A 19,172-nucleotide genomic window follows, 5' to 3' on the forward strand; every position below is an offset into this window, starting at 1 on the left:
CGCATATGGATCTTCGTAGGGAACGGCTCGACGGCGACAAGGGCGAGAAGGCGGGCGACCTGACGGCCAACCCGTTCCGGGCCGACCGCGACCGGATCGTCGCGTCGCCGTTCTTCGCGCGCCTCGGCGGCGTGACCCAGGTGATCAGCCCGGGCGGCTCCGGCCTGCTCGTGCACAACCGGCTCACGCACAGCCTCAAGGTGGCGAGCGTGGCCCGGGCCATCGTGGAGCGGCTGACCGCCGACCCCGCCGAGCGGGAGCTGCTGGAAAAGCTCGGCGGCTGCGACGCCGACGTCGTCGAGGCGGCCGCGCTCGCCCACGACCTCGGCCACCCGCCGTTCGGGCACCTCGGCGAGCACGTGCTCGACCGGCTGGCCCGGGAGCGGCTCGGGCTGCCCGACGGCTTCGAGGGCAACGCCCAGTCGTACCGGATCGTCACCGGCCTCGCCCTCACCGCGGCGGTGCGGGCGGCCCTGCTGAAGTACCCGTGGACCCGCCGCACCTACCCCGACCCGCACCCGCGGCACCTCAAGCCGACGCCCCGCGGCGCCGCCGGCGACCCGCTCGACGGCTCGGCCAAGTTCGGCGCCTACGTCACCGAGCTGACCGACCTGCGCCAGGCCCGGGCGCCGTTCGCCGGGCGGCTGGCCGACTGGCAGCAGACCCCGGAGGCGTCGGTCATGGACACCTCCGACGACATCGCGTACGCGATCCACGACCTGGAGGACTTCCACCGGGTCGGGGTGCTCCAGCAGGGCGCGGTGGCCACCGAGCTGATCGCCTGGCAGCGGGAGGCGGCCGAGCTGCGCGCGCTGAGCGTCGAGGCGCTGCGGGCGACCAGCCGGCGACCCGGGCGCTCGGTCGAGCTGCTCTGGCGCGACCTGCGCCGCAAGGACGACTGGATCTGCGACGACGACGCCTTCCGGGCGGCCGTCGAGCACGTGCGGCTGGAGCTCGTCGACGGGCTGCTCGCGGTACCGTTCGACGGATCGATCGACGCGGAGCAGACCGTGGCCGGATTCTCCGCCCGCTGGACGCGCCGCCTGATCGACGCCATCCACGTACGCCCCGACCCGCCGGTGCGCTCCGGCCACGTCCGGCTCGGCGCCGCCCAGTGGCACGAGGTGCAGGTCCTCAAGTTCATCCACCACCGCTTCGTGCTGGAGCGGCCCGACCTGGCGCTGCACCAGCGCGGCCAGGCCCGGCTGCTGGCGGCGCTGGTCGAGGCGCTGCACGCCTGGCTCGTCGACCCCGACGAGGAGGCGCGCCTCCCCCGCCGGCTGCACGACCTGGTCGAGCTGGCCCAGGCCGAGATGGCCGGGCTGACCGGGGCCGACTACGGCCTCGCGGCGGGCATGCCGCTCGACACCGCCGCGATGGCGCGCGGGCGGGCGATCGTCGACTTCGTCGCGGCGCTCACCGACGGGCAGGCGGTCGGTCTGCTGGAGGCGCTGTCGGGCCGGTCCCGCCAGCTGTGGACCGACGCGTTCGTGCTGTAGATCGGTCCAGAGCCGATAGGCCCCGACGCAGCGAGAATATGGCGTTTCTCCAGATGGCGGAAACACTTCGGTAAACACCTGCATCACTGGCTGGACATTGTCACTCTGGTACCACTAGAAATGGTCGGTGACCACCGAAGGTGATCTTCCGACTACCCCACGCCATCTCGACTGGCGGACTCTGCCGTGGGCGCCTATCGGCGTGGCCACCGCCGGCGTGGTCACCATCGCCCTCACGTCCGTCCTGCTCTATCCGGTGATCGTCCCCAGCGCCGACGAGCGCGCCCTCGGCGGCGCCCCGGACAGCCGCCGCTCGGCCGGCATGGCCGGCCTGCCCGGCACCGCCGGCTCCGCCGCCGCCTCGCCCTCGACGTCGGTGTCCGGCTCGGCGTCGGCCTCGCCGAAGGCCACCCCGAAGGCCGTCGAGCGCACCGGCAAGCCGTCGGCGGCCAACACCGGGGTCATCGCCGGCACGCGGCTCACCGTCATCACCGGCGACCAGACGTACGGCACCGACAACCAGGTCGTCGAGAACGCCGACATCCGCGGGTTCGTGCGGATCACCGGCCGGAAGGTGACCATCCGCAACTCGGTGATCCGCGGCGGCGCGCCGAAGTGCGGGGGCGTCGTCCAGGTCGACGGCAGCGCCACGCTGGAGGACGTCGAGATCGTGCCGACCACCGCCGGCGGCTGCCTCGACGGGGTGTGGGCGAGCGCCACCAACCTGACCCGCGTCAACATCCACAACGTCGTCAACGGCGTCAAGGCGACCGGCAACGACGTGGTCCTGCAGGACTCGTGGGTGCACGACCTCGGCGGCGGGCCGGCGATCCGGGACGCGGTGGAGGCGTTCGGCAAGCGGCGGATCATGCTGCGGCACAACGTGCTCGACGCGGGCCGCGACGGCAACTCGGCGGTCCAGGTGACCCAGGAGGGCGGGGCGAGCGGCGACCTGCGGGTCGAGGGCAACTGGCTCGACGGCGGCGCCTGCACGCTGAACTTCGCCCACCGCGGCGGCGGCGCGGCCACGCTCACCGGGATCGCGGTCGTGAACAACCGCTTCGGCCGGACGTCGAAGTACGTCTGCCCCATCCTCGTCAGCACGCAGACCACACTCAGCCAGAACAGCGGCAACGTCTGGGACGACACCGGCGCACCGATTCCCGCCCCCGACCGGCACGACTGATCACAATGGTGTGGTGAGCGAGCGACTGGTGGTGATCGGCGGCGACGCCGCGGGAATGAGCGCGGCCTCGCAGGCCCGCCGGCGACGCCCGGCCGACGACCTGGCGATCGTCGCGTTCGAGCGCGGGCAGCACGCGTCCTACTCGGCCTGCGGCATCCCGTATCTCGTCGCCGGCGACGTCGACGACGTGGACGCGCTGATCGCCCGGCGGCCGGAGGAGTTCCGCGAGCGTCAGCAGATCGACCTGCGGCTCGGCAGCGAGGTGCTGGCGATCGACACCGACCGGCGCGAGGTGGTGGTGCGCGACGCCACCCACGAGTACCGCGAGCCCTTCGACCAGCTCGTCATCGCGACCGGCGGCACGCCCGCGCGGCCCGAGGTGCCGGGCGCGGTGCTGGCCGGCATCCACGGCGTGCAGACGCTGGACGACGGCATCCGGATCCTCGGGTACCTCGAACGCCACGCCCCCCGCCGCGCCGTCGTCGTCGGCGGCGGCTACATCGGACTGGAGATGGCCGAGGCGATGCTGCGGCACGGCCTGGACGTCACGCTGGTCGACGCCGCGGAGCAGCCGATGCGCACGCTCGACCCGGACATGGGCGCCCTGGTCGCCGCCGCCCTGGAGAAGGAGGGTGTCCGGCTGCGGCTCGGCGAGCGCCTCACCGGCTTCGCCGGCACCGGCGGCCGGGTGACCGCCGTTCGCACGACGGCCGGCGAGATCCCCGCCGACGTCGTCATCCTCGGCCTGGGCACCCGCCCGAACAGCGGGCTCGCCGCCGCGGCCGGCATCGACGTGGGCCCGACCGGCGGCATCCGGGTCGACCGCCGCATGCGCACCTCCGTGGCGGGGATCTGGGCGGCCGGCGACTGCGTGGAGACGCTCCACCTGGTCTCGCAGCGGCCGGTGGCGATCGCCCTCGGTACCCACGCGAACAAGCAGGGCCGGGCGATCGGCATCAACATCGGCGGCGGCTACGCCACCTTCCCCGGCGTCGTCGGCACGGCCGTCTCGAAGCTGTGCTCGCACGAGGTGGCCCGCACCGGCCTGACCACGGCCGAGGCGGAGGCGGCCGGCTTCAGCACGTTCAGCGTGGTCACCGAGTCGACGACCCGCGCCGGCTACTTCCCGGGCGCCCGCACGATCAAGACGAAGATCATCGCCGAGCGCACCACCGGCCGCTTCCTGGGCGGCCAGATCGTCGGCCAGGAGGGCGCCGCCAAGCGCATCGACGCCCTGGCGGTGGCGCTGTGGCACGGGATGACGGTCGAGGAGATGACCGCCCTCGACCTGTCGTACGCCCCGCCCTTCGCCCCGGTCTGGGACCCGATCCTGATCGCCGCCCGCAAGGCCGCCGAGAAGCTCGCCGGCGACTCACGGGGGGATCGGTAGGATCGCGCGGGTGCTGGCACACTTCGCGGACCTGGACCCGTACCGTCTCTACACCCTGCTCAAGCTCCGCTGCGACGTCTTCGTGGTGGAGCAGCGCTGCGCCTACCCGGAGCTGGACGGCCGCGACGTCGAGCCGGCGACGGTCCACCTCTGGCTGGACGACGAGCACGGCACCCCCGCCGCGTACCTGCGCGTCCTGTCCGACCCGTCCGGCGCGGCCCGCATCGGCCGCGTCGTGACCGCGAAGGCCGCGCGGGGCCAGGGCCTGGCCGCCCGCCTCATGGCGGACGCGCTGACCCACGTCGGCCCGGACCGTGAGGTGGTCCTGGACGCCCAGACGGAGGCGATGCGCCTCTACGAACGCTTCGGCTTCACGGCGGAGGGCACCCCGTTCCTGGAGGACGGCATCGAGCACATCCACATGCGCCGCCCCGCCGCCTGACCCCCCGCCGGCCACGTGCGGCGACCTTGATCGCGAAGCTTTTTGGCACCCCTGGCCACCCAAGGTCTTCGCGATCACGGCCGCCGGGGCCGGACCGCTCCCCGGCCGGGTTACGGGAGGTTGGCCACCAGGTCGGCGATCTCGCGGCGGCGGCCCGTGTAGAACGGGACCTCCTCGCGGACGTGGCGGCGGGCGCTCGACGCGCGGAGCTCGCGCATCAGGTCGACGATGCGGTGCAGGTCGTCCGCCTCGAAGGCCAGCATCCACTCGTAGTCGCCCAGGGCGAAGCTCGCCACCGTGTTCGCGCGGACGTCCGGGAAGCCGCGAGCCTGCTGGCCGTGCTCGGCCAGCATCGCGCGGCGCTCCTCGTCCGGCAGGAGGTACCACTCGTAGGAGCGCACGAACGGGTACACGCAGACCCACGCGCGGGCGTGCTCGTCGGCCAGGAAGGCCGGGATGTGGCTCTTGTTGAACTCGGCCGGACGGTGCAGGGCCAGCTGCGACCACACCGGCGTGAGCAGGGTGCCCAGGGCGGTGCGGCGCAGCGCCGCATACGCCTCCTGGAGGGCCTCGGCGCTCGGCGCGTGCCACCAGACCATGAGGTCGGCGTCGGCGCGCAGGCCGGCCACGTCGTACGTGCCGCGGACCACCACGTCCTTGGCCGCCAGGTCGGCGAAGAACGCCGCCGCCTCGGCGCCGATCTCGTCGCGGCGGGCGGGGTCGACGGGGGTCGACGCGCGGAAGACGGACCACATCGTGTAGCGGATGGAGTCGTTCAGCTCGCGGATGCGGGCGGCGTTGGTGGTCGTCATGCGGCTATTCTCCCAGGCCCTCGAGGACCGCGTCGGCGGCGGCCCAGCCGGACGTGATGCAGGCGGGAATGCCCACACCGTCGTACGCCGCACCGGCGACGGCGATCGCCGGGTGGCTGCGCAGCGCCTCGCGCAGTGCCCGCACGCGGTCCTGATGATGCGGGGTGTACTGCGGGAGCGCCCCACCCCACCGGTACACCGCGCCGGCGACGGGGTCGGGCAGCGCGTCGACGCCGAGCAGCACGGCCAGCTCGTGACGGACCAGGGCGACCAGGTTCTCGTCGGTGCGCTGGAGCTGCTCCTCGTCGCCGTGCCGGCCGACCGACGCCCGCAGCAGCGTGACGCCCGGGCGGTGCAGGTGGGCCCACTTCTGGTCGAAGAACGTGACCGCCTTCACCGCGAACCCCTCGGCCGCCGGCACCAGGAAGCCCGACAGCTCGGGCAGCTTCGTCGCCGGCAGGGCGAGCGCGATCAGCGCCACCGAGGCGTACTCCAGCGGCACCCCGGCCAGACCATCCACAGTGGACAGCAGGCGGGCGGCCGGCGCGGCCGGGACGGCGAGCACCACGCCGTCGGCGTCGAGGTCGGCCGGGTCGTGGGTCGAGCCGACGGTGAGCCGCCAGCCGGCGCCGTGGCGGCGCAGCTCACGGACGGTCGACCCGAGCCGCACGCCGGGCAGCGCGGCGGTGACGGCGTCGGTGAGCCGGCTCATGCCGCCGGCGACGGTCCCGAAGACCGGCCCGCCGGACGGCGCCGGCACCGCCGACCGCAGCGCGTCGGTGAGGGTGTGGGACCGCTCGGCCGCGGCGGCGAGCCTCGGCAGGGCCATGCGCAGCGACAGGCGGTCGGCCCGGCCGGCGTAGACCCCGCCCAGCAGCGGCTCGACGTAGTGGTCCACGACGGCGTCGCCGCGGCGCGGCCGGACCAGCTCACCCACGGTGACGTCGCCACCGGGCGGGAGCAGGGGTTCGGGGGACGGCTCATCGGGTACTGCCGAATCCACCGGAATGCCCATGAACGTCCCGGCCGGCAGGTCGCGCAGGCCGCCCTCGATCGCCACCGCGGCGCGCGCGGGGGTCGGATGGACCACGGCGTCGGCCAGGCCGGCGGCGCCCGCCAGCCGGACCGCGGCGCTGGGACCGCCCTCGGGCGCGGCCATCAGGAACGACTCGGCGCCGTGCTCGACCGGGCCGCCGGCCAGGGTGCCGGTGCGCAGCTTGCCACCCGTGCGCTCGCCGCGGTCGATCAGGACGACGTCGAGGCCGCGCTCGTGGAGGCGCTGCGCCGCGGCCAGGCCGGCGATGCCGCCGCCGACGACCACGACGCGCTTTGTCATACCCCGAGTCTATTGTCGCGGCATGACGGAAGAGCGAGTGGCAATCGTCACCGGCGCGGCGCAGGGCATCGGGCGGCGGACGGCGGAGGTGCTGGCGGAGGAGGGCTACGCGCTGGCCCTGTTCGACCGGCAGCCGGTCCTCGGGCTCGACGGGCTGACGTTCGTGGGCGACGTGTCCGACGAGGCGGACGTGGCGCAGTTCGCGGCCGAGGTCGAGGCGCGGTTCGGGCGCGCCGACGTGCTGGTCAACAACGCCGGCATCGCGTCGATCGCACCCGCCGAGGAGACGGATGCGGCGCAGTGGCGGCGGGTGCTGGAGGTCAACCTGACCGGGCCGTTCCTGCTGTGCCAGGCGTTCGGCCGGCGGATGCTGGTGCGCGGCACCGGCTCGATCGTCAACATCGCGTCCGTCGCGGGCCTGTTCGGGGTCGCCGACCGGGTGGCCTATAACGCCAGCAAGCACGGGCTGGTCGGGCTCACGCGCACGCTCGCGGTCGAGTGGGGCGGGCGGGGCGTCCGGGTCAACGCGGTGTGCCCCGGCTGGGTGAAGACTGAGATGGACGACGAGTCGCAGGCCTCGGGTGCATACCGTGACGGTGACATCACCGACCACGTGCCGATGGGCCGGTTCGCCCAGCCGGAGGACATCGCCCGCGCGGTGGCGTTCCTGGCCGACCCGGCGAAGAGCGGCTTCGTCAACGGTGCGACGCTGTCCGTCGACGGCGGCTGGGCGGCCGACGGATCGTGGCAGTCGCTGCGCCTGGAGAGCCGGGCGCGCTGAGAGCGGGGAGAGTTCCCCGGAGTGGCATTTCGCACACCCGATGTGCGTCGATATGTCGGCGACTCGGGTGATGCCGGGGGCGGCGATGTCCATCTGTGGGGCGAACCCCTCTGGAAGATCTCGCCCGAGGCGCGCACACTCTCACGGATGAGCGACCTCGCGTCCTCCAGGCCGTCACCCGACGAGCCGGGCGACCCGCAACGGCATCATGCCGATGCACATGGGCTCGACCCGCTCGCCGAGGTGATTGCCGGCCTCGCGGACCTCGCCGACCTCGGCGATCTCGCGGACGTCTCCGGGCTGGGCGCACGGGCGATCCCGATCGACGACGCCGAGCCGACCGCCCGCACCATCGCCGCGCTGCTGGAGTCCCCAACGACGAGCCCGGCCGAGCTGGCCGACGCCGTAGCGTGGTGCTACGACGACACCGCGTTGCCGTTGCTGCTGCCGCTCGCGCGGCACACCGACGCGCGGGTGCGGCGGGCCGTGGCCCAGGCGCTGCCGAGCGTGCTCGGTGAGGCCACGCCGGACGAGACCGTGGCCGCGCTGCTCACGCTGAGTGGCGACCTGGACGACGACGTGCGCGACTGGGCCTGCTTCGCGCTCGGCACCCAGCTGTCCGAAGTGGACGAGCCGAAGGTCCGCGAGGCGCTGGTCGCCCGGCTCGACGACCCGCACGACGACACCCGTTGCGAGGCACTGCTCGGGCTGGCCCGGCGCCGCGACGAGCGGGTGCTGCCGGTGCTCGGCGAGCGGCTGGCCCGCGACAACGTGTACTCGCTGGAGATCGACGCAGCCGGCGCCCTCGGGCACCCGTCGCTGCACACGCTGGTGCGCGGGCACCTGTCGGGCTGGGACGACGACGTTGTGGCCCGGGTGTGCGCGGCACTGCGGCTGACCGACCCCGACGGCGTCGGCGACGACCTGCTCGACGGCCTGTCCGACTGGTTCCGGGCCGGGGCGCCGCACGCCACCGACGAGGACCGCTACTGGTGGTCGGTGACGCTCCAACTGCTCGAGCACGCCGAGTACCGGGCGCCTGGGATCGCCGAGCAGGTGCACGACCGGCTGCTCGGCAACGCCCAGGCCACGGGCCTGATGCTCGCCTCGCGCCTGGCCCAGCTGGCCGGCGACCACGGCTGGCCGCGCTGGGTGCCGTCCGACCGTTAGGCGGACCGCGTTCGGCGGACCGTTCAGACCCGGTCCAGAGCCGATAGGCCCCGACCGGATCGGTTAGGCCGTGTGGATCAGCTCGACCAGGCGGGTCAGCACGTCCGGGTCGGTCTCCGGCAGCACGCCGTGGCCGAGGTTGAAGATGTGGCCGGGGGCCTTGGCGCCCTCCGCCAGCACGCGGCGGGCCTCCTGCTCGACGACCTCCCACGGGGCGAAGAGCACCGCGGGGTCGAGGTTGCCCTGGACGGCCTTGCCCGGGACGCGGCCGGCGGCGACGTCGAGCGGGGTGCGCCAGTCGACGCCCACCACGTCGGCGCCCGCCTCGCTCATGGCGGCGAGCAGCTCCGCAGTACCGACGCCGAAATGAATCCGGGGAACCTCGGGCAGGCTCCGCAGCACGCTCGCGGAGTGGGGCAGCACCGAGCGCCGGTAGTCGGCCTCCGACAGCGCCCCCGCCCACGAGTCGAACAGCTGGATCGCGTCGACTCCCGCGTCGACCTGCACCCGCAGGAAGGTGCGGGTGATGTCGGCCAGGCGGGTGCACAGCGCGTGCCAGACGTCGGGCGCGCCCAGCATGAGGGCCTTGGTCAGCACGTGGTGCTTCGAGGGCCCGCCCTCGACGAGGTAGCTGGCCAGGGTGAACGGCGCGCCCGCGAAGCCGATGAGCGCCGTCTGGCCGAGCTCGCGCTGGAGCCCGCGGACGGCCTCGGCGACGAACTCGACGGCCTCCGGCTCCAGCGGCCGGATCGCCTCGACGTCGGCCATGGTCCGCACCGGGTGCGCCACGACGGGGCCGGTGCCGGCGACGATGTCGAGGTCGACGCCGGCGGCCTGGAGCGGCACCACGATGTCGCTGAACAGGATGGCCGCGTCGACGCCGTGCCGGCGGACCGGCTGGAGGGTGATCTCGGTGACCAGATCGGGCCGGCGGCAGGACTCCAGCATCCCGATCCCGGCCCGGAGCTCGCGATACTCGGGCAGGGACCGGCCCGCCTGACGCATGAACCAGACCGGGGTGTGCGGCACCGCCTCGCCTCGGGCGGCGCGCAGCAGGACCTTCGTCGTGTCATCCATAGCGCGACCATCGTTTCACTCGGTGCAGCGCGGCGGCGCGGCGGCACCCCCTGCGCGACTTTCTCTCTTAGTCTTCCGTTATGGCGCCATCGACCGCGACTCCCCCCACGTTCACCCGGGCGGTGGAGGAGCTGCGTGCCGTGACCGCCCGGCCGGAGATCACCTTGGAGGAGGTGCCGGCGCCCCAGCGCCTGGCGCCCTATGCGCACGCCCTCGGCGGCACGGTGCTGCGCAGCGGCGACGAGGTGGCCACCGGGCGGCTGATCCTGCTGCACGACCCGGCCGGCCACGACGCCTGGGACGGCACGATGCGGTTCGTGACGTATGTGACGGCCGAGCTCGAGGCGGAGCTCGCCGCCGACCCGCTGCTGCCCGGCGTCGGCTGGAGCTGGCTCACCGACGCGCTCGAGGGGCACCACGCCGCCTATACGGCCATCGGCGGGACCATCACGCAGACCCTGTCGACCCGCTTCGGCGACCTGGCCGGCCCGCCGGCCGCGGCCGACCTGGAGATCCGGGCCTCGTGGACGCCGACCGACGACGACCTCCAGGCCCACGTCCACGCCTGGTGCGCACTGCTGGCCTCGACGGCCGGCCTGCCACCGCCCGGCGTGACCGCGCTGCACGCATGAAAAAGGGCCGGCGCACCGCGCCGGCCCTTTCCCGTCATCAAATCCCGAGCAGGACCTCAGCCTCGTTGCACGGCTTGTCCATCTCGTTGAGCTTGTTCTGCATCGTTGTCTGGTCGCCCTTGTTGGCCGCCTCCAGCGCCTCGAGCAGCAGCTTCAGGCAGGTGCCGATGACGTCGCGCTGGCGCTTGGCCTCGGTGCTGTCGGCCTGGGTGCCGCGCAGGTCCTGCTGGGCCTTGGCGAGGTCGTCGGCCTTCGACTTGAGGTCGGCCTTCGTGGTGTCGAGTTCCTTGGTGGTGTTGTCGATCGTCACCTGACGGTCGGCGGCGAGCTTCTCCGACTTGTCCAGCTTGCCGCTCTTGTCGACGTAGAGGCCGACGAAGACGCCGGCCGCGATGACGGCGAGCGCCAGCAGGCTGGCCAGGATCGGGACGGCGACGCCGCGCTTCTTCGGCGGCCCGACCGGCGGGTACGCCACCGGCTGACCCGGGAACGCGGGCGGGCCGGAGACCGGGCCGAACGCGTTCGGCGGGCCGGACATGGGCGGGCCCGACATCGGCGGGGCGGACATCGGCGGCTGGGCCATCATCGGGGCGGTCGGCGGGGCCGAGACCGACGGGTCGAGGCTGTAGGAGCCCTCGCTGCCGTACGGCGGCAGCTGCGCGGTGCCCTGGTCGTGCACCGGGGCGGCCTGCGGCGGCACGGGGCCGCCGTAGGGCGACACCGGCTGGTCGTAGGTCGGCTGCGGCGGCGCAGGGTACGCCGGCTGGTCGTAGGTCGGCTGCGGCGGCGCCGGCGCCGGGTACCCCGGCTGCGGCGGGGGCGGGTAGGCCCCGGCGGGCGCGTTCGGGTCGGGGTAGCCGTATCCCTCGTTCGGGTTCCCCTGGGGGTTTCCGGGGTATGACATCTGCTTCCTCCTGATGGTCCGCCGGGCAGCGCCCCGGCGGGCTTCGTACGACCGCCGCGACCGGGACGCGACGGCGGGTGGTTCGGGGACTACCGCTCAGCAGACGTTATTGACCGTCTGACAGACCACCGTGATCGGGATCGCGAGGCCGATGCCCTCAGCCTCCCGGGCCTTGAGCGTCGCGACGCCGACCACCTCCTTCTTCGCGTTGAACACCGGGCCACCGGAGTTGCCGGGGTTGATGGCCGCGTCGAACTGCATCAGCTGCTCGCCGCTCAACGTGCGGAAGGCGCTCACCACACCCGTCGTCACGGTGTCCTCGAGGCCGAGCGGGGAGCCGACGACGAGCACCGGCTCGCCGACCTTGGGGACCTCCGGTGCCGGGTTCAGCCGGGTGAACACCTCGTCGGTGTGGAGCACGACCAGGTCCTTGTCCGGGTGAACCTCGACGATCGTCGCGCCGAAGCGCTGGTCGGTGCGCTCGAGGCTGACGTTGCGCTCGTTGCGCTCGTACGCCTCCTGCACCACGTGGTAGTTGGTGATGAGGTTGGTGCCGCCGCCCGCCGGCTCCTTGCCGAGGGCGAAGGCGGTGCCCGTCGCGTACTTGGTGGAGACCCGGAAGACGCTCGGCCGCACGCTCGCCGCGACCTCGGCCGCGTCGAGGCTGCCGCCGGTCTTCGCCTCCAGCTTGTCGGCCCGGCCCTCGAGGGCCTTCAGCCGCGACTCGTCCGCCTGCTGCGCCTGGGCGAGCCGGTCCTCGGTCTTGTCGAGGCGGCCCTGCAGGTTCACGATGAACGCCGCCTGCACGCCGACCACGATGAGCAGCACGATCGCCAGCACCAGGGCGAACACCGAGGTGCCGCTGCGCCGGGCGGGCGGGGCGAGCGGCGGGCCGCTGTGCGGCCGCGGCTGGCCCGGCCCCGAGACCGGCCACGCGCTCGTCGGCTGGGCGGGCATCGCGCCGGTGGCGGTCGGCACCGCAGCGGTCGGCATCGACCCGGTGTTCGACACCGCCTGGAACGAGCCGGTCGACGTCATGCGCGGGGGAAGTGGACCGAGTCGCTCCGGCTCGTCAGCCGACCGGTCCGCCTGTCGCGGCCGTTCGTACGAGTCGGAGGGGCCGGAAGCCACCGGGTTGGAGGGGTCATACCCGGCCGTCATGCTTCTCGTTTCCTTCCTGTCACGATTGCGCCCGGTTCGCCGGACAAATGCCTGCCCGCAGGCTGCCATATCGCGGCGTCGCCGGTCGGCCTCACCCTAGACGGCCTGCACAAGCCCTGCGACGTTCGAGGCAACCTATGGACAGAAGCAACCTGCCGACAGATCCGGATGTCCTGCGCACGCGACCGTACCGGCAACCACCATCGTCTGTCCGACCCGTTTCCCAACCCTTTTCCGGCGGTCTTCACGCGGGTCGGTAAGGGGTCTTGAACCCGACGCGCCGGACCGGCTGCAACGGGGTACCTGTGGCGCAACGTACCGTGGTCCGCGTGACCGACGAACCCCCCGCGCGGCGTCGGGACGAGGAGCCAGACAGTCCGGGCAAACCGGACGACACGACCGAGCCCGTCCTGCTGACCGCCCCCCGAGACGGGACACCCGAGCCCATCGTGGACCGGGCCGACCTGGCGCGCGCCGTCGAACGATTCGCCGCGGGCTCCGGCCCCGTGGCGGTCGACGCCGAGCGCGCCTCCGGCTACCGCTACACCCACCGGGCCTACCTCGTGCAGCTGCGGCGTGCCGGAGCCGGCACGGTGCTCATCGACCCGCTGCCGTTCGGCCAGCTGCCCGAGCTCGACGAAGTGATCTCACCCACTGAGTGGGTGCTGCACGCCGCGAGCCAGGACCTGCCGTGCCTCACCGAGCTCGGCCTGCGCCCCACCCGGCTGTTCGACACCGAGCTGGCCGCCCGGCTGTGCGGCTTCGAGCGGGTCGGGCTGGCCGCCCTGACCGAGTCGCTGCTGGGCTACACGCTGGAGAAGCACCATTCGGCCGCCGACTGGTCGACCCGGCCGCTGCCCACCTCCTGGCTGACCTACGCGGCGCTCGACGTCGAGCTGCTGCTCCAGCTGCGCGACCACCTCGTCGAGGAGCTCCAGAAGCAGGGCAAGACCGAGTGGGCCCAGCAGGAGTTCGCCGCGCTGGTCGCCTCGGCCGGCGACCCGCCGCGCGTGCGGGCCGACCCGTGGCGGCGCACGTCGGGCATCCACCGGGTCCGCGGGGCCCGCGCCCTGGCCCGGGTGCGCGCGCTGTGGACCGCCCGCGACGAGATCGCCCAGCGCCGCGACGCGAGCCCCGGCCGGGTGCTCGCCGACGCCGCGATCATCGCCGCGGCCGAGGCCGACCCGAAGGACGAGCGCAGCCTGCTCGCCCTGGCCGGCTTCGGCGGACGGTCGGTGCGCCGGCTGGCCCCGACCTGGCTCGGCGCCCTCACCGACGCCCGCGCGCTGTCCGACAAGGAGCTGCCGACCACGCCGCCGTCGGAAGGCCCGCCCCCGCCGCACCGCTGGGCCGAGCGCGACCCGGTCGCGGCCGCCCGGCTGGCCCGCTGCCGGGAGCTGGTCACCGGCCTCGCCGCGGCCCACAACCTGCCGCCGGAGAATCTGATCACCCCGGACTCGGTGCGCCGGCTGGCCTGGTCACCCCCGGAGGACCTGGCGGAGGACGCGGTGGCGGCGGTGCTGTCCGGCTACGGGGCCCGCCCCTGGCAGGTCGGCCTGGTCGCGCCGGGTCTGACCGCGGCACTGCACATACCGGACTGACCCGCGGACGGTGTGGGCGGATCCACAGCACGGCCCGACTTACTGACGAGTAACATAGCTGGTAACTCGTCAGGAGGAGGACTCCGTGCCCCGTACCGTCCGCGACGTCGTCTTCGTCGACGGCGTGCGCACCCCGTTCGGCAAGGCCGGTGGGATGTACGCCAACACCCGCGCCGACGATCTCGTCATCCGCTGCATCCGCGAGCTCCTGCGGCGGAACCCGCAGCTGCCGCCGGAGCGGGTCGACGAGGTCGCCATCGCGGCCACGACGCAGATCGGTGACCAGGGCCTGACCATCGGGCGCACGGCGGCCCTGCTGGCCGGCCTGCCGAAGTCCGTGCCCGGCTACGCCATCGACCGGATGTGTGCCGGCGCCCTGACCGCGGTGACGACCGTCGCCGGCGGCATCGCGTTCGGCGCCTACGACGTGGCGATCGCCGGCGGCGTCGAGCACATGGGCCGCCACCCGATGGGTGAGGGCGTCGACCCCAACCCGCGCATCCTGGCCGAGAAGCTCGTCGACCCGTCCGCCCTGGTCATGGGCTCGACCGCGGAGAACCTCCACGACCGCCTGCCCGGCATCACCAAGGAGCGGGCCGACCGGTTCGGCTACGCGTCGCAGCTGAAGACGGCGGCCGCCTACCAGGCCGGCAAGCTCCAGCCCGACCTCGTCAGCGTGGCCACCCGCGACCCGGAGGCCGGCTGGGGCCTGGCCACCGTCGACGAGGCGCCCCGCGAGACCAGCCTGGAGAAGCTGGCCACGCTGAAGACCCCGTTCCGCCCGCACGGCAAGGTGACCGCGGGCAACGCGGCCGGCCTCAACGACGGCGCCACCGCGTCGATCATCGCGGCCGAGGACGTCGCCCGGGAGCTGGGCCTGCCGATCGGCATGCGCCTGGTCGCCTACGGGTTCGCCGGCGTCGAGCCGGAGGTCATGGGCGTCGGCCCGATCCCGGCCACCGAGAAGGCGCTGCGCCAGGCCGGCCTGACCATCGAGGACATCGGCCTGTTCGAGCTCAACGAGGCGTTCGCCGTGCAGGTGCTCGCGTTCCTCGACCACTTCGGCATCGCCGACGACGACCCGCGGGTCAACCCCTGGGGCGGGGCGATCGCCGTCGGGCACCCGCTCGCCTCCTCCGGCGTGCGGCTCATGACGCAGCTGTCGCGGCAGTTCGCCGAGCACCCCGAGGTGCGCTACGGCCTGACCGCCATGTGCGTCGGCATCGGCATGGGCGCGTCCGTGATCTGGGAGAACCCGAACTGGAAGGGCGACAAGTGACCGCGACCATCACCAACCCGAACGAGGTCGTGACCAAGGCCCTGCTGCGGTTCGTGACCCTGCCCAGCCGCGAGCGGGCCGCGCTCATCACGCTCGACAACGGCTTCGACCACACCAAGCCGAACTCCTTCGGCCCCGGCGGGCTGGCCAGCCTCGACGCGGCGATCGACGAGGCGGTCGCGGCGCAGCCGAAGTTCATCGCGCTGACCGGCAAGCCGTACATCTTCTGCGTCGGCGCCGACATCACCGGCATGCCGCTGCTGACCTCGCGCGAGCAGGCGGTGGAGCTCGGGCGGTACGGGCACCGGGTCTTCCGCAAGCTGCGCGACTCGGCGGTGCCGACGTTCGCGTTCGTCAACGGCGCCGCGATGGGCGGCGGCCTCGAGGTCGCCCTGCACTGCCACTACCGGACCGTCTCCTCGGGCGCCGCGGCGCTCGCGCTGCCCGAGGTCGCGATCGGCCTGGTGCCCGGCTGGGGCGGCACGCAGCTGCTGCCGAACCTCATCGGCATCGCCGCCGCCGCGCAGGTCATCCTCCAGAACCCGCTCACCCAGAAGCAGCTCAAGCCGGCCCAGGCCCACGAGATGGGCATCGCCGACGCGATCTTCGACCCGGCCGACTACCTGGAGCGGTCGCTGGCGTGGGCCGAGGGCGTCGTCGACGGCACGGTCACCGTGACCCGGCCGGAGATCGACCGCGACATGTGGGACGGGGTGCTGTACTTCGCCAAGCACCAGCTCGACGAGCGCCTCCACGGCGCCGTCAACAGCGCGAACCAGGCGCTCTCACTCTTGGCTGCGGCCAAGAGTGTGTCGTTCGACGAGGGAACTGCGCTCGAGGACGAGGCGCTCGCCGACCTCATCATGGGCGACCAGGCCCGGGCCAGCCTCTACGCGTTCGACCTGGTGCAGCGCCGGGCCAAGCGGCCGGCGGGCGCGCCGGACAAGGGCCTGGCCCGCGACGTGAACAAGGTCGGCATCGTCGGCGCCGGGCTCATGGCGTCGCAGCTCGCCCTGCTGTTCGTGCGCCGGCTCGAGGTACCGGTGGTGCTGACCGACCTCGACCAGGAGCGCGTGGACAAGGGCGTCGGCTACGTGCACGCCGAGATCGACAAGCTGGTCGCGAAGCGGCGCCTCGGCGCCGGCCGGGCCGCCAAGTTCAAGGGCCTCGTGAGCGGATCGGTCGACAAGGCCGCCTTCGCCGACGCCGACCTGGTGCTCGAGGCCGTGTTCGAGGACCTCGGCGTGAAGAAGCAGGTCTGGGCCGAGCTCGAGAAGATCGTCCGCGACGACTGCGTGCTGGCCACCAACACCTCCTCGCTGTCGGTCACCGAGCAGGCCGCCGACCTCGCCCACCCCGAGCGCGTGGTCGGGCTGCACTTCTTCAACCCGGTCGCGATGATGCCGCTGCTGGAGATCGTGCGGGCGGCGCAGACCGACGACGCGACCCTGGCGACCGCGTTCGCGGTGGGCAAGGCGCTGAAGAAGTCGTCGGTGCTCGTGAAGGACGCGCCGGCGTTCGTCGTGAACCGGCTGCTGACCCGCTTCCTCGGCGTCGTCACCGCCTCGGTCGACGACGGCACCCCGATCGACGTCGCCGACTCGGCCCTCGACCCGCTCGGCCTGCCGATGCGCCCGATGGCCCTGCTCACCATGGTCGGCCCGGCCGTCGCGCACCACGTGGCCGAGACGCTGCACGGCGCGTTCCCGGACCGCTTCGGCGTCTCGGCGAACCTGGGCCGCGTGGTCGCCGCCGGCAAGCGTGGCTTCACCGACGCCGACGGCAACCCCGACCCGGAGGTCCTCGCCCTGCTGGAGACCGGCGACCGGCCGGCCACCGCCGAGCAGCTGCACGAGCAGGCGACCGCGGCCCTCGCCCAGGAGATCCGCCTGATGCTCGACGAGGGTGTCGTGGCGGACGCCCGCGACATCGACCTGTGCATGATCCTTGGCGCCGGCTGGCCGTTCCACCTCGGTGGGGTCACGCCGTACCTCGACCGCGAGGGCATCTCCGAGAAGGTCACCGGAGCGCGCTTCCTCCCGCCGGGCGTGGCGAACGCACCGTAACCCCGCAATCGAGGGAAATCCTTACCGATCGCCGGACAGGGACCCCGCCGACGCCTAGCGTTGGCGGGGTTCGTCACGCGGTCCCCCCGGCCGCCATGTTCTTCAGGCACGGGGGTACACCATGCGCAGCACCGCCCTGTTTCTTGCTGTCCTGATCGGCGTCCTGCTGCCGGCGACGGACGCGCAGGCCGCACAGACCGCGACCGTGGTCTCGCCGAAGCGGCCCCTCAACGTCCGGGCCGGCTCGGCCGTGTGGACGCCCCAGCTGCGCACCCTGGCGCACGGCAGCTCGGTCACGATCGTGTGCCAGGTCCGCGGCCAGCGCATCGACCAGGGCACGGTCCGGGTCACCGACCTGTGGGACCGGCTGGGCGACGGCACGTACGTCTCCGACGCGTGGATCCGCCGCGCTCAGGACGTGCCGCTGTGCGAAGCGACGGCCACGGCGGCACCCGCGTCCGTCGCCGGCACGGTCGCTTCGGGCGGCACCCCGCTGAAGGCCCGCTCGGCCCCGGCCCACGGCGCCGCGCTCATCGGCGCCTTCGCCAACGGCACGGCCCTGACGCTCGCCTGCCAGGTGCGCGGCGAGAACATCACCGGCGCGGTCCGCACGACGCCGATGTGGAACCGGCTGCCCTCGGGTGCCTACGTCTCCGACGCGTACGTCCGGCGCGGCGCGACCCCGCCACCGTGCGCGGCCGCGCCGCCGGCCGCCGCGCCGGTTGCCGCCGCTCCCGCGGCGGCCCCACCGGCGGCCACCGGGCGCTGGGTCAGCCCGCTGCCCGGCTTCACGGCCCGCCCCGGCTTCCGCACGCCGAGCAACCCGAAGCACCTCGGCGTCGACATCATGTCGTTCACCGGCACCCCGATCCGCGCGGCGTCGGCCGGCACCGTGGTCGCGGTGGTGTGCAACATCGAGGCCGGCTACTCCTGCGACCGGCCCGGCGGCGCCTCGGTCGGCGGCTGCGGCTGGTACGTGAAGCTCCAGCACGCGGGCCGCGTCGCGACGCTGTACTGCCACATGGTCCGCCGCCCGATCGTGCGGCCCGGCCAGAAGGTCGCGGCCGGCCAGATCATCGGCTACGTCGGCAGCTCCGGCAACTCGTCCGCACCGCACCTGCACTTCGAGGTGCACCTGAACGCCCCACCGACGGGCCCGTACAACGCCGTCGACCCACTACCGTTCATGCGCGCCCACGGCGCCCCCATCGACTGACCGCCCCAGAACGGCGCCGGCGCCGTCGAGCAGCACGGCCGTGACCCCGAAGTCGCGGTCCACCATGCGCGCCACAGGGGTGTCCAGGAGCTCCAGGAAGGCTGTGAGGTCCCGCTGTACCCCGAGCAGCAGCCCGGGCAGGTCCGCCAGCGGGACGTCGACGTAGGGCCCGCGCACCGGGTTGCTGTCCTGCCACACCCGGGCGCGGTCGCCGTCGATCTCGACCTTGGGCGAAGGGTCGTGCCCGAGCCACGGCGACCCGCCGGCGAGGATCTCGAGCCAGTCGCGCCAGTCCTCCAGCCCGCCGCAGCAGCCGGGCACGACGACCGCGCCGGTGCGCCGGTCGGCGATCCGCAGCCCGCCCTGCATGATGAGCACTTCCGCCTCGGCGAGCGTCTCGACCTGGAGGTACCCGGTCAGGGTGGACAGGAACCGCTCGACCTGCTCGCCGGTGCATTCGCCGCTCAGCGCCAGCCACGAGCCGTCCGACAGCTCGGCCACCGGCTCCAACGACATCACCACGACATCTCACCGCGCGGCCACGGTGATCGTCCACCCGGACACCGCTCGTGCATCTGCCGGCGCCACGGACGCTGCCATCGCCGTCGACCCAAGAACGA

The 19,172-nt window shown here is 73.5% G+C and carries 17 protein-coding genes; 11 read left to right on the forward strand and 6 right to left on the reverse strand.

Going from position 1 to position 19,172, the window contains the following annotated elements:
* The first annotated feature begins 5 nt into the window (after positions 1 to 5).
* The 4 genes from dgt to ABZS66_RS22280 all read left to right on the forward strand — a co-directional run bounded on the left by dgt (position 6) and on the right by ABZS66_RS22280 (position 4,517).
* Positions 6 to 1,499, forward strand: coding sequence for a dGTP triphosphohydrolase (gene dgt / locus ABZS66_RS22265; RefSeq protein WP_354760494.1), 1,494 nt, complete (start codon positions 6 to 8; stop codon positions 1,497 to 1,499).
* Between the two features lie 202 nt (positions 1,500 to 1,701).
* Entirely contained in the window at positions 1,702 to 2,685 is a 984-nt protein-coding gene (locus ABZS66_RS22270) for a hypothetical protein (RefSeq protein ID WP_354760496.1), read from the forward strand.
* Between the two features lie 13 nt (positions 2,686 to 2,698).
* On the forward strand, positions 2,699 to 4,075 hold the full coding sequence (locus tag ABZS66_RS22275; protein ID WP_354760498.1) for an FAD-dependent oxidoreductase: 1,377 nt from the start codon (positions 2,699 to 2,701) through the stop codon (positions 4,073 to 4,075).
* Positions 4,068 to 4,517, forward strand: a complete 450-nt coding sequence (locus ABZS66_RS22280) for a GNAT family N-acetyltransferase (RefSeq protein WP_354760579.1) — start codon at positions 4,068 to 4,070, stop codon at positions 4,515 to 4,517. The genes ABZS66_RS22275 and ABZS66_RS22280 overlap by 8 nt, the downstream gene beginning before the upstream one ends.
* 110 nt (positions 4,518 to 4,627) lie before the next feature.
* Here ABZS66_RS22280 and hemQ read toward each other — a convergent pair whose 3' ends face one another.
* Positions 4,628 to 5,329, reverse strand: a complete 702-nt coding sequence (gene hemQ / locus ABZS66_RS22285; protein ID WP_354760500.1) for a hydrogen peroxide-dependent heme synthase — start codon at positions 5,327 to 5,329, stop codon at positions 4,628 to 4,630.
* Positions 5,330 to 5,333: 4 nt separating this feature from the next.
* Positions 5,334 to 6,665: a protoporphyrinogen oxidase gene (gene hemG, locus ABZS66_RS22290; RefSeq protein WP_354760502.1), complete on the reverse strand. Its 1,332-nt coding sequence runs from the start codon at positions 6,663 to 6,665 to the stop codon at positions 5,334 to 5,336.
* 22 nt (positions 6,666 to 6,687) lie between these two features.
* On the opposite strand from hemG, the gene ABZS66_RS22295 reads away from it, so the two are divergent.
* Both ABZS66_RS22295 and ABZS66_RS22300 read left to right on the forward strand, forming a co-directional pair.
* Positions 6,688 to 7,446, forward strand: coding sequence for an SDR family oxidoreductase (locus ABZS66_RS22295; protein ID WP_354760504.1), 759 nt, complete (start codon positions 6,688 to 6,690; stop codon positions 7,444 to 7,446).
* A 147-nt stretch (positions 7,447 to 7,593) separates the two neighbouring features.
* Positions 7,594 to 8,616 carry a HEAT repeat domain-containing protein gene (locus ABZS66_RS22300; protein WP_354760506.1) on the forward strand — a complete coding sequence of 341 codons (1,023 nt, stop codon included), beginning with the start codon at positions 7,594 to 7,596 and terminating at the stop codon, positions 8,614 to 8,616.
* Positions 8,617 to 8,679: 63 nt separating this feature from the next.
* On the opposite strand, the gene hemE is transcribed toward ABZS66_RS22300, so the two are convergent.
* On the reverse strand, positions 8,680 to 9,693 hold the full coding sequence (gene hemE, locus ABZS66_RS22305) for a uroporphyrinogen decarboxylase (RefSeq protein ID WP_354760508.1): 1,014 nt from the start codon (positions 9,691 to 9,693) through the stop codon (positions 8,680 to 8,682).
* An 80-nt stretch (positions 9,694 to 9,773) separates the two neighbouring features.
* Here hemE and ABZS66_RS22310 point away from each other — a divergent pair, with 80 nt between their 5' ends.
* Entirely contained in the window at positions 9,774 to 10,325 is a 552-nt protein-coding gene (locus tag ABZS66_RS22310; protein WP_354760510.1) for a DUF3000 domain-containing protein, read from the forward strand.
* 37 nt (positions 10,326 to 10,362) lie between these two features.
* Here the strand turns inward: ABZS66_RS22310 and ABZS66_RS22315 are convergent, their stop codons facing one another.
* Together ABZS66_RS22315 and ABZS66_RS22320 are read right to left on the reverse strand one after the other, a co-directional pair.
* Positions 10,363 to 11,229 carry a hypothetical protein gene (locus tag ABZS66_RS22315; RefSeq protein WP_354760512.1) on the reverse strand — a complete coding sequence of 289 codons (867 nt, stop codon included), beginning with the start codon at positions 11,227 to 11,229 and terminating at the stop codon, positions 10,363 to 10,365.
* A 96-nt stretch (positions 11,230 to 11,325) separates the two neighbouring features.
* On the reverse strand, positions 11,326 to 12,267 hold the full coding sequence (locus ABZS66_RS22320; protein ID WP_354760514.1) for a trypsin-like peptidase domain-containing protein: 942 nt from the start codon (positions 12,265 to 12,267) through the stop codon (positions 11,326 to 11,328).
* 452 nt (positions 12,268 to 12,719) lie between these two features.
* On the opposite strand from ABZS66_RS22320, the gene ABZS66_RS22325 reads away from it, so the two are divergent.
* The 4 genes from ABZS66_RS22325 (at position 12,720) to ABZS66_RS22340 (ending at position 18,552) form a co-directional block, all read left to right on the forward strand.
* Positions 12,720 to 13,991: an HRDC domain-containing protein gene (locus ABZS66_RS22325; RefSeq protein WP_354760516.1), complete on the forward strand. Its 1,272-nt coding sequence runs from the start codon at positions 12,720 to 12,722 to the stop codon at positions 13,989 to 13,991.
* Between the two features lie 85 nt (positions 13,992 to 14,076).
* Positions 14,077 to 15,270, forward strand: a complete 1,194-nt coding sequence (locus tag ABZS66_RS22330) for a thiolase family protein (protein WP_354760518.1) — start codon at positions 14,077 to 14,079, stop codon at positions 15,268 to 15,270.
* Complete coding sequence (locus ABZS66_RS22335; RefSeq protein WP_354760520.1) at positions 15,267 to 17,336, forward strand: 3-hydroxyacyl-CoA dehydrogenase NAD-binding domain-containing protein; 2,070 nt, start codon at positions 15,267 to 15,269, stop codon at positions 17,334 to 17,336. Before ABZS66_RS22330 ends, ABZS66_RS22335 begins: the two co-directional genes overlap by 4 nt.
* A gap of 121 nt (positions 17,337 to 17,457) precedes the next feature.
* Positions 17,458 to 18,552, forward strand: a complete 1,095-nt coding sequence (locus tag ABZS66_RS22340; protein ID WP_354760522.1) for a peptidoglycan DD-metalloendopeptidase family protein — start codon at positions 17,458 to 17,460, stop codon at positions 18,550 to 18,552.
* On the opposite strand, the gene ABZS66_RS22345 is transcribed toward ABZS66_RS22340, so the two are convergent.
* The gene (locus ABZS66_RS22345; protein WP_354760524.1) at positions 18,514 to 19,074 is read right to left on the reverse strand and encodes a hypothetical protein; all 561 of its coding nucleotides are present in this window, start codon (positions 19,072 to 19,074) and stop codon (positions 18,514 to 18,516) included. The genes ABZS66_RS22340 and ABZS66_RS22345 overlap by 39 nt on opposite strands.
* Between the last annotated feature and the right edge of the window lie 98 nt (positions 19,075 to 19,172).

The organism is Dactylosporangium sp. NPDC005572 (assembly GCF_040605515.1).
Classification (GTDB): domain Bacteria; phylum Actinomycetota; class Actinomycetes; order Mycobacteriales; family Micromonosporaceae; genus Dactylosporangium.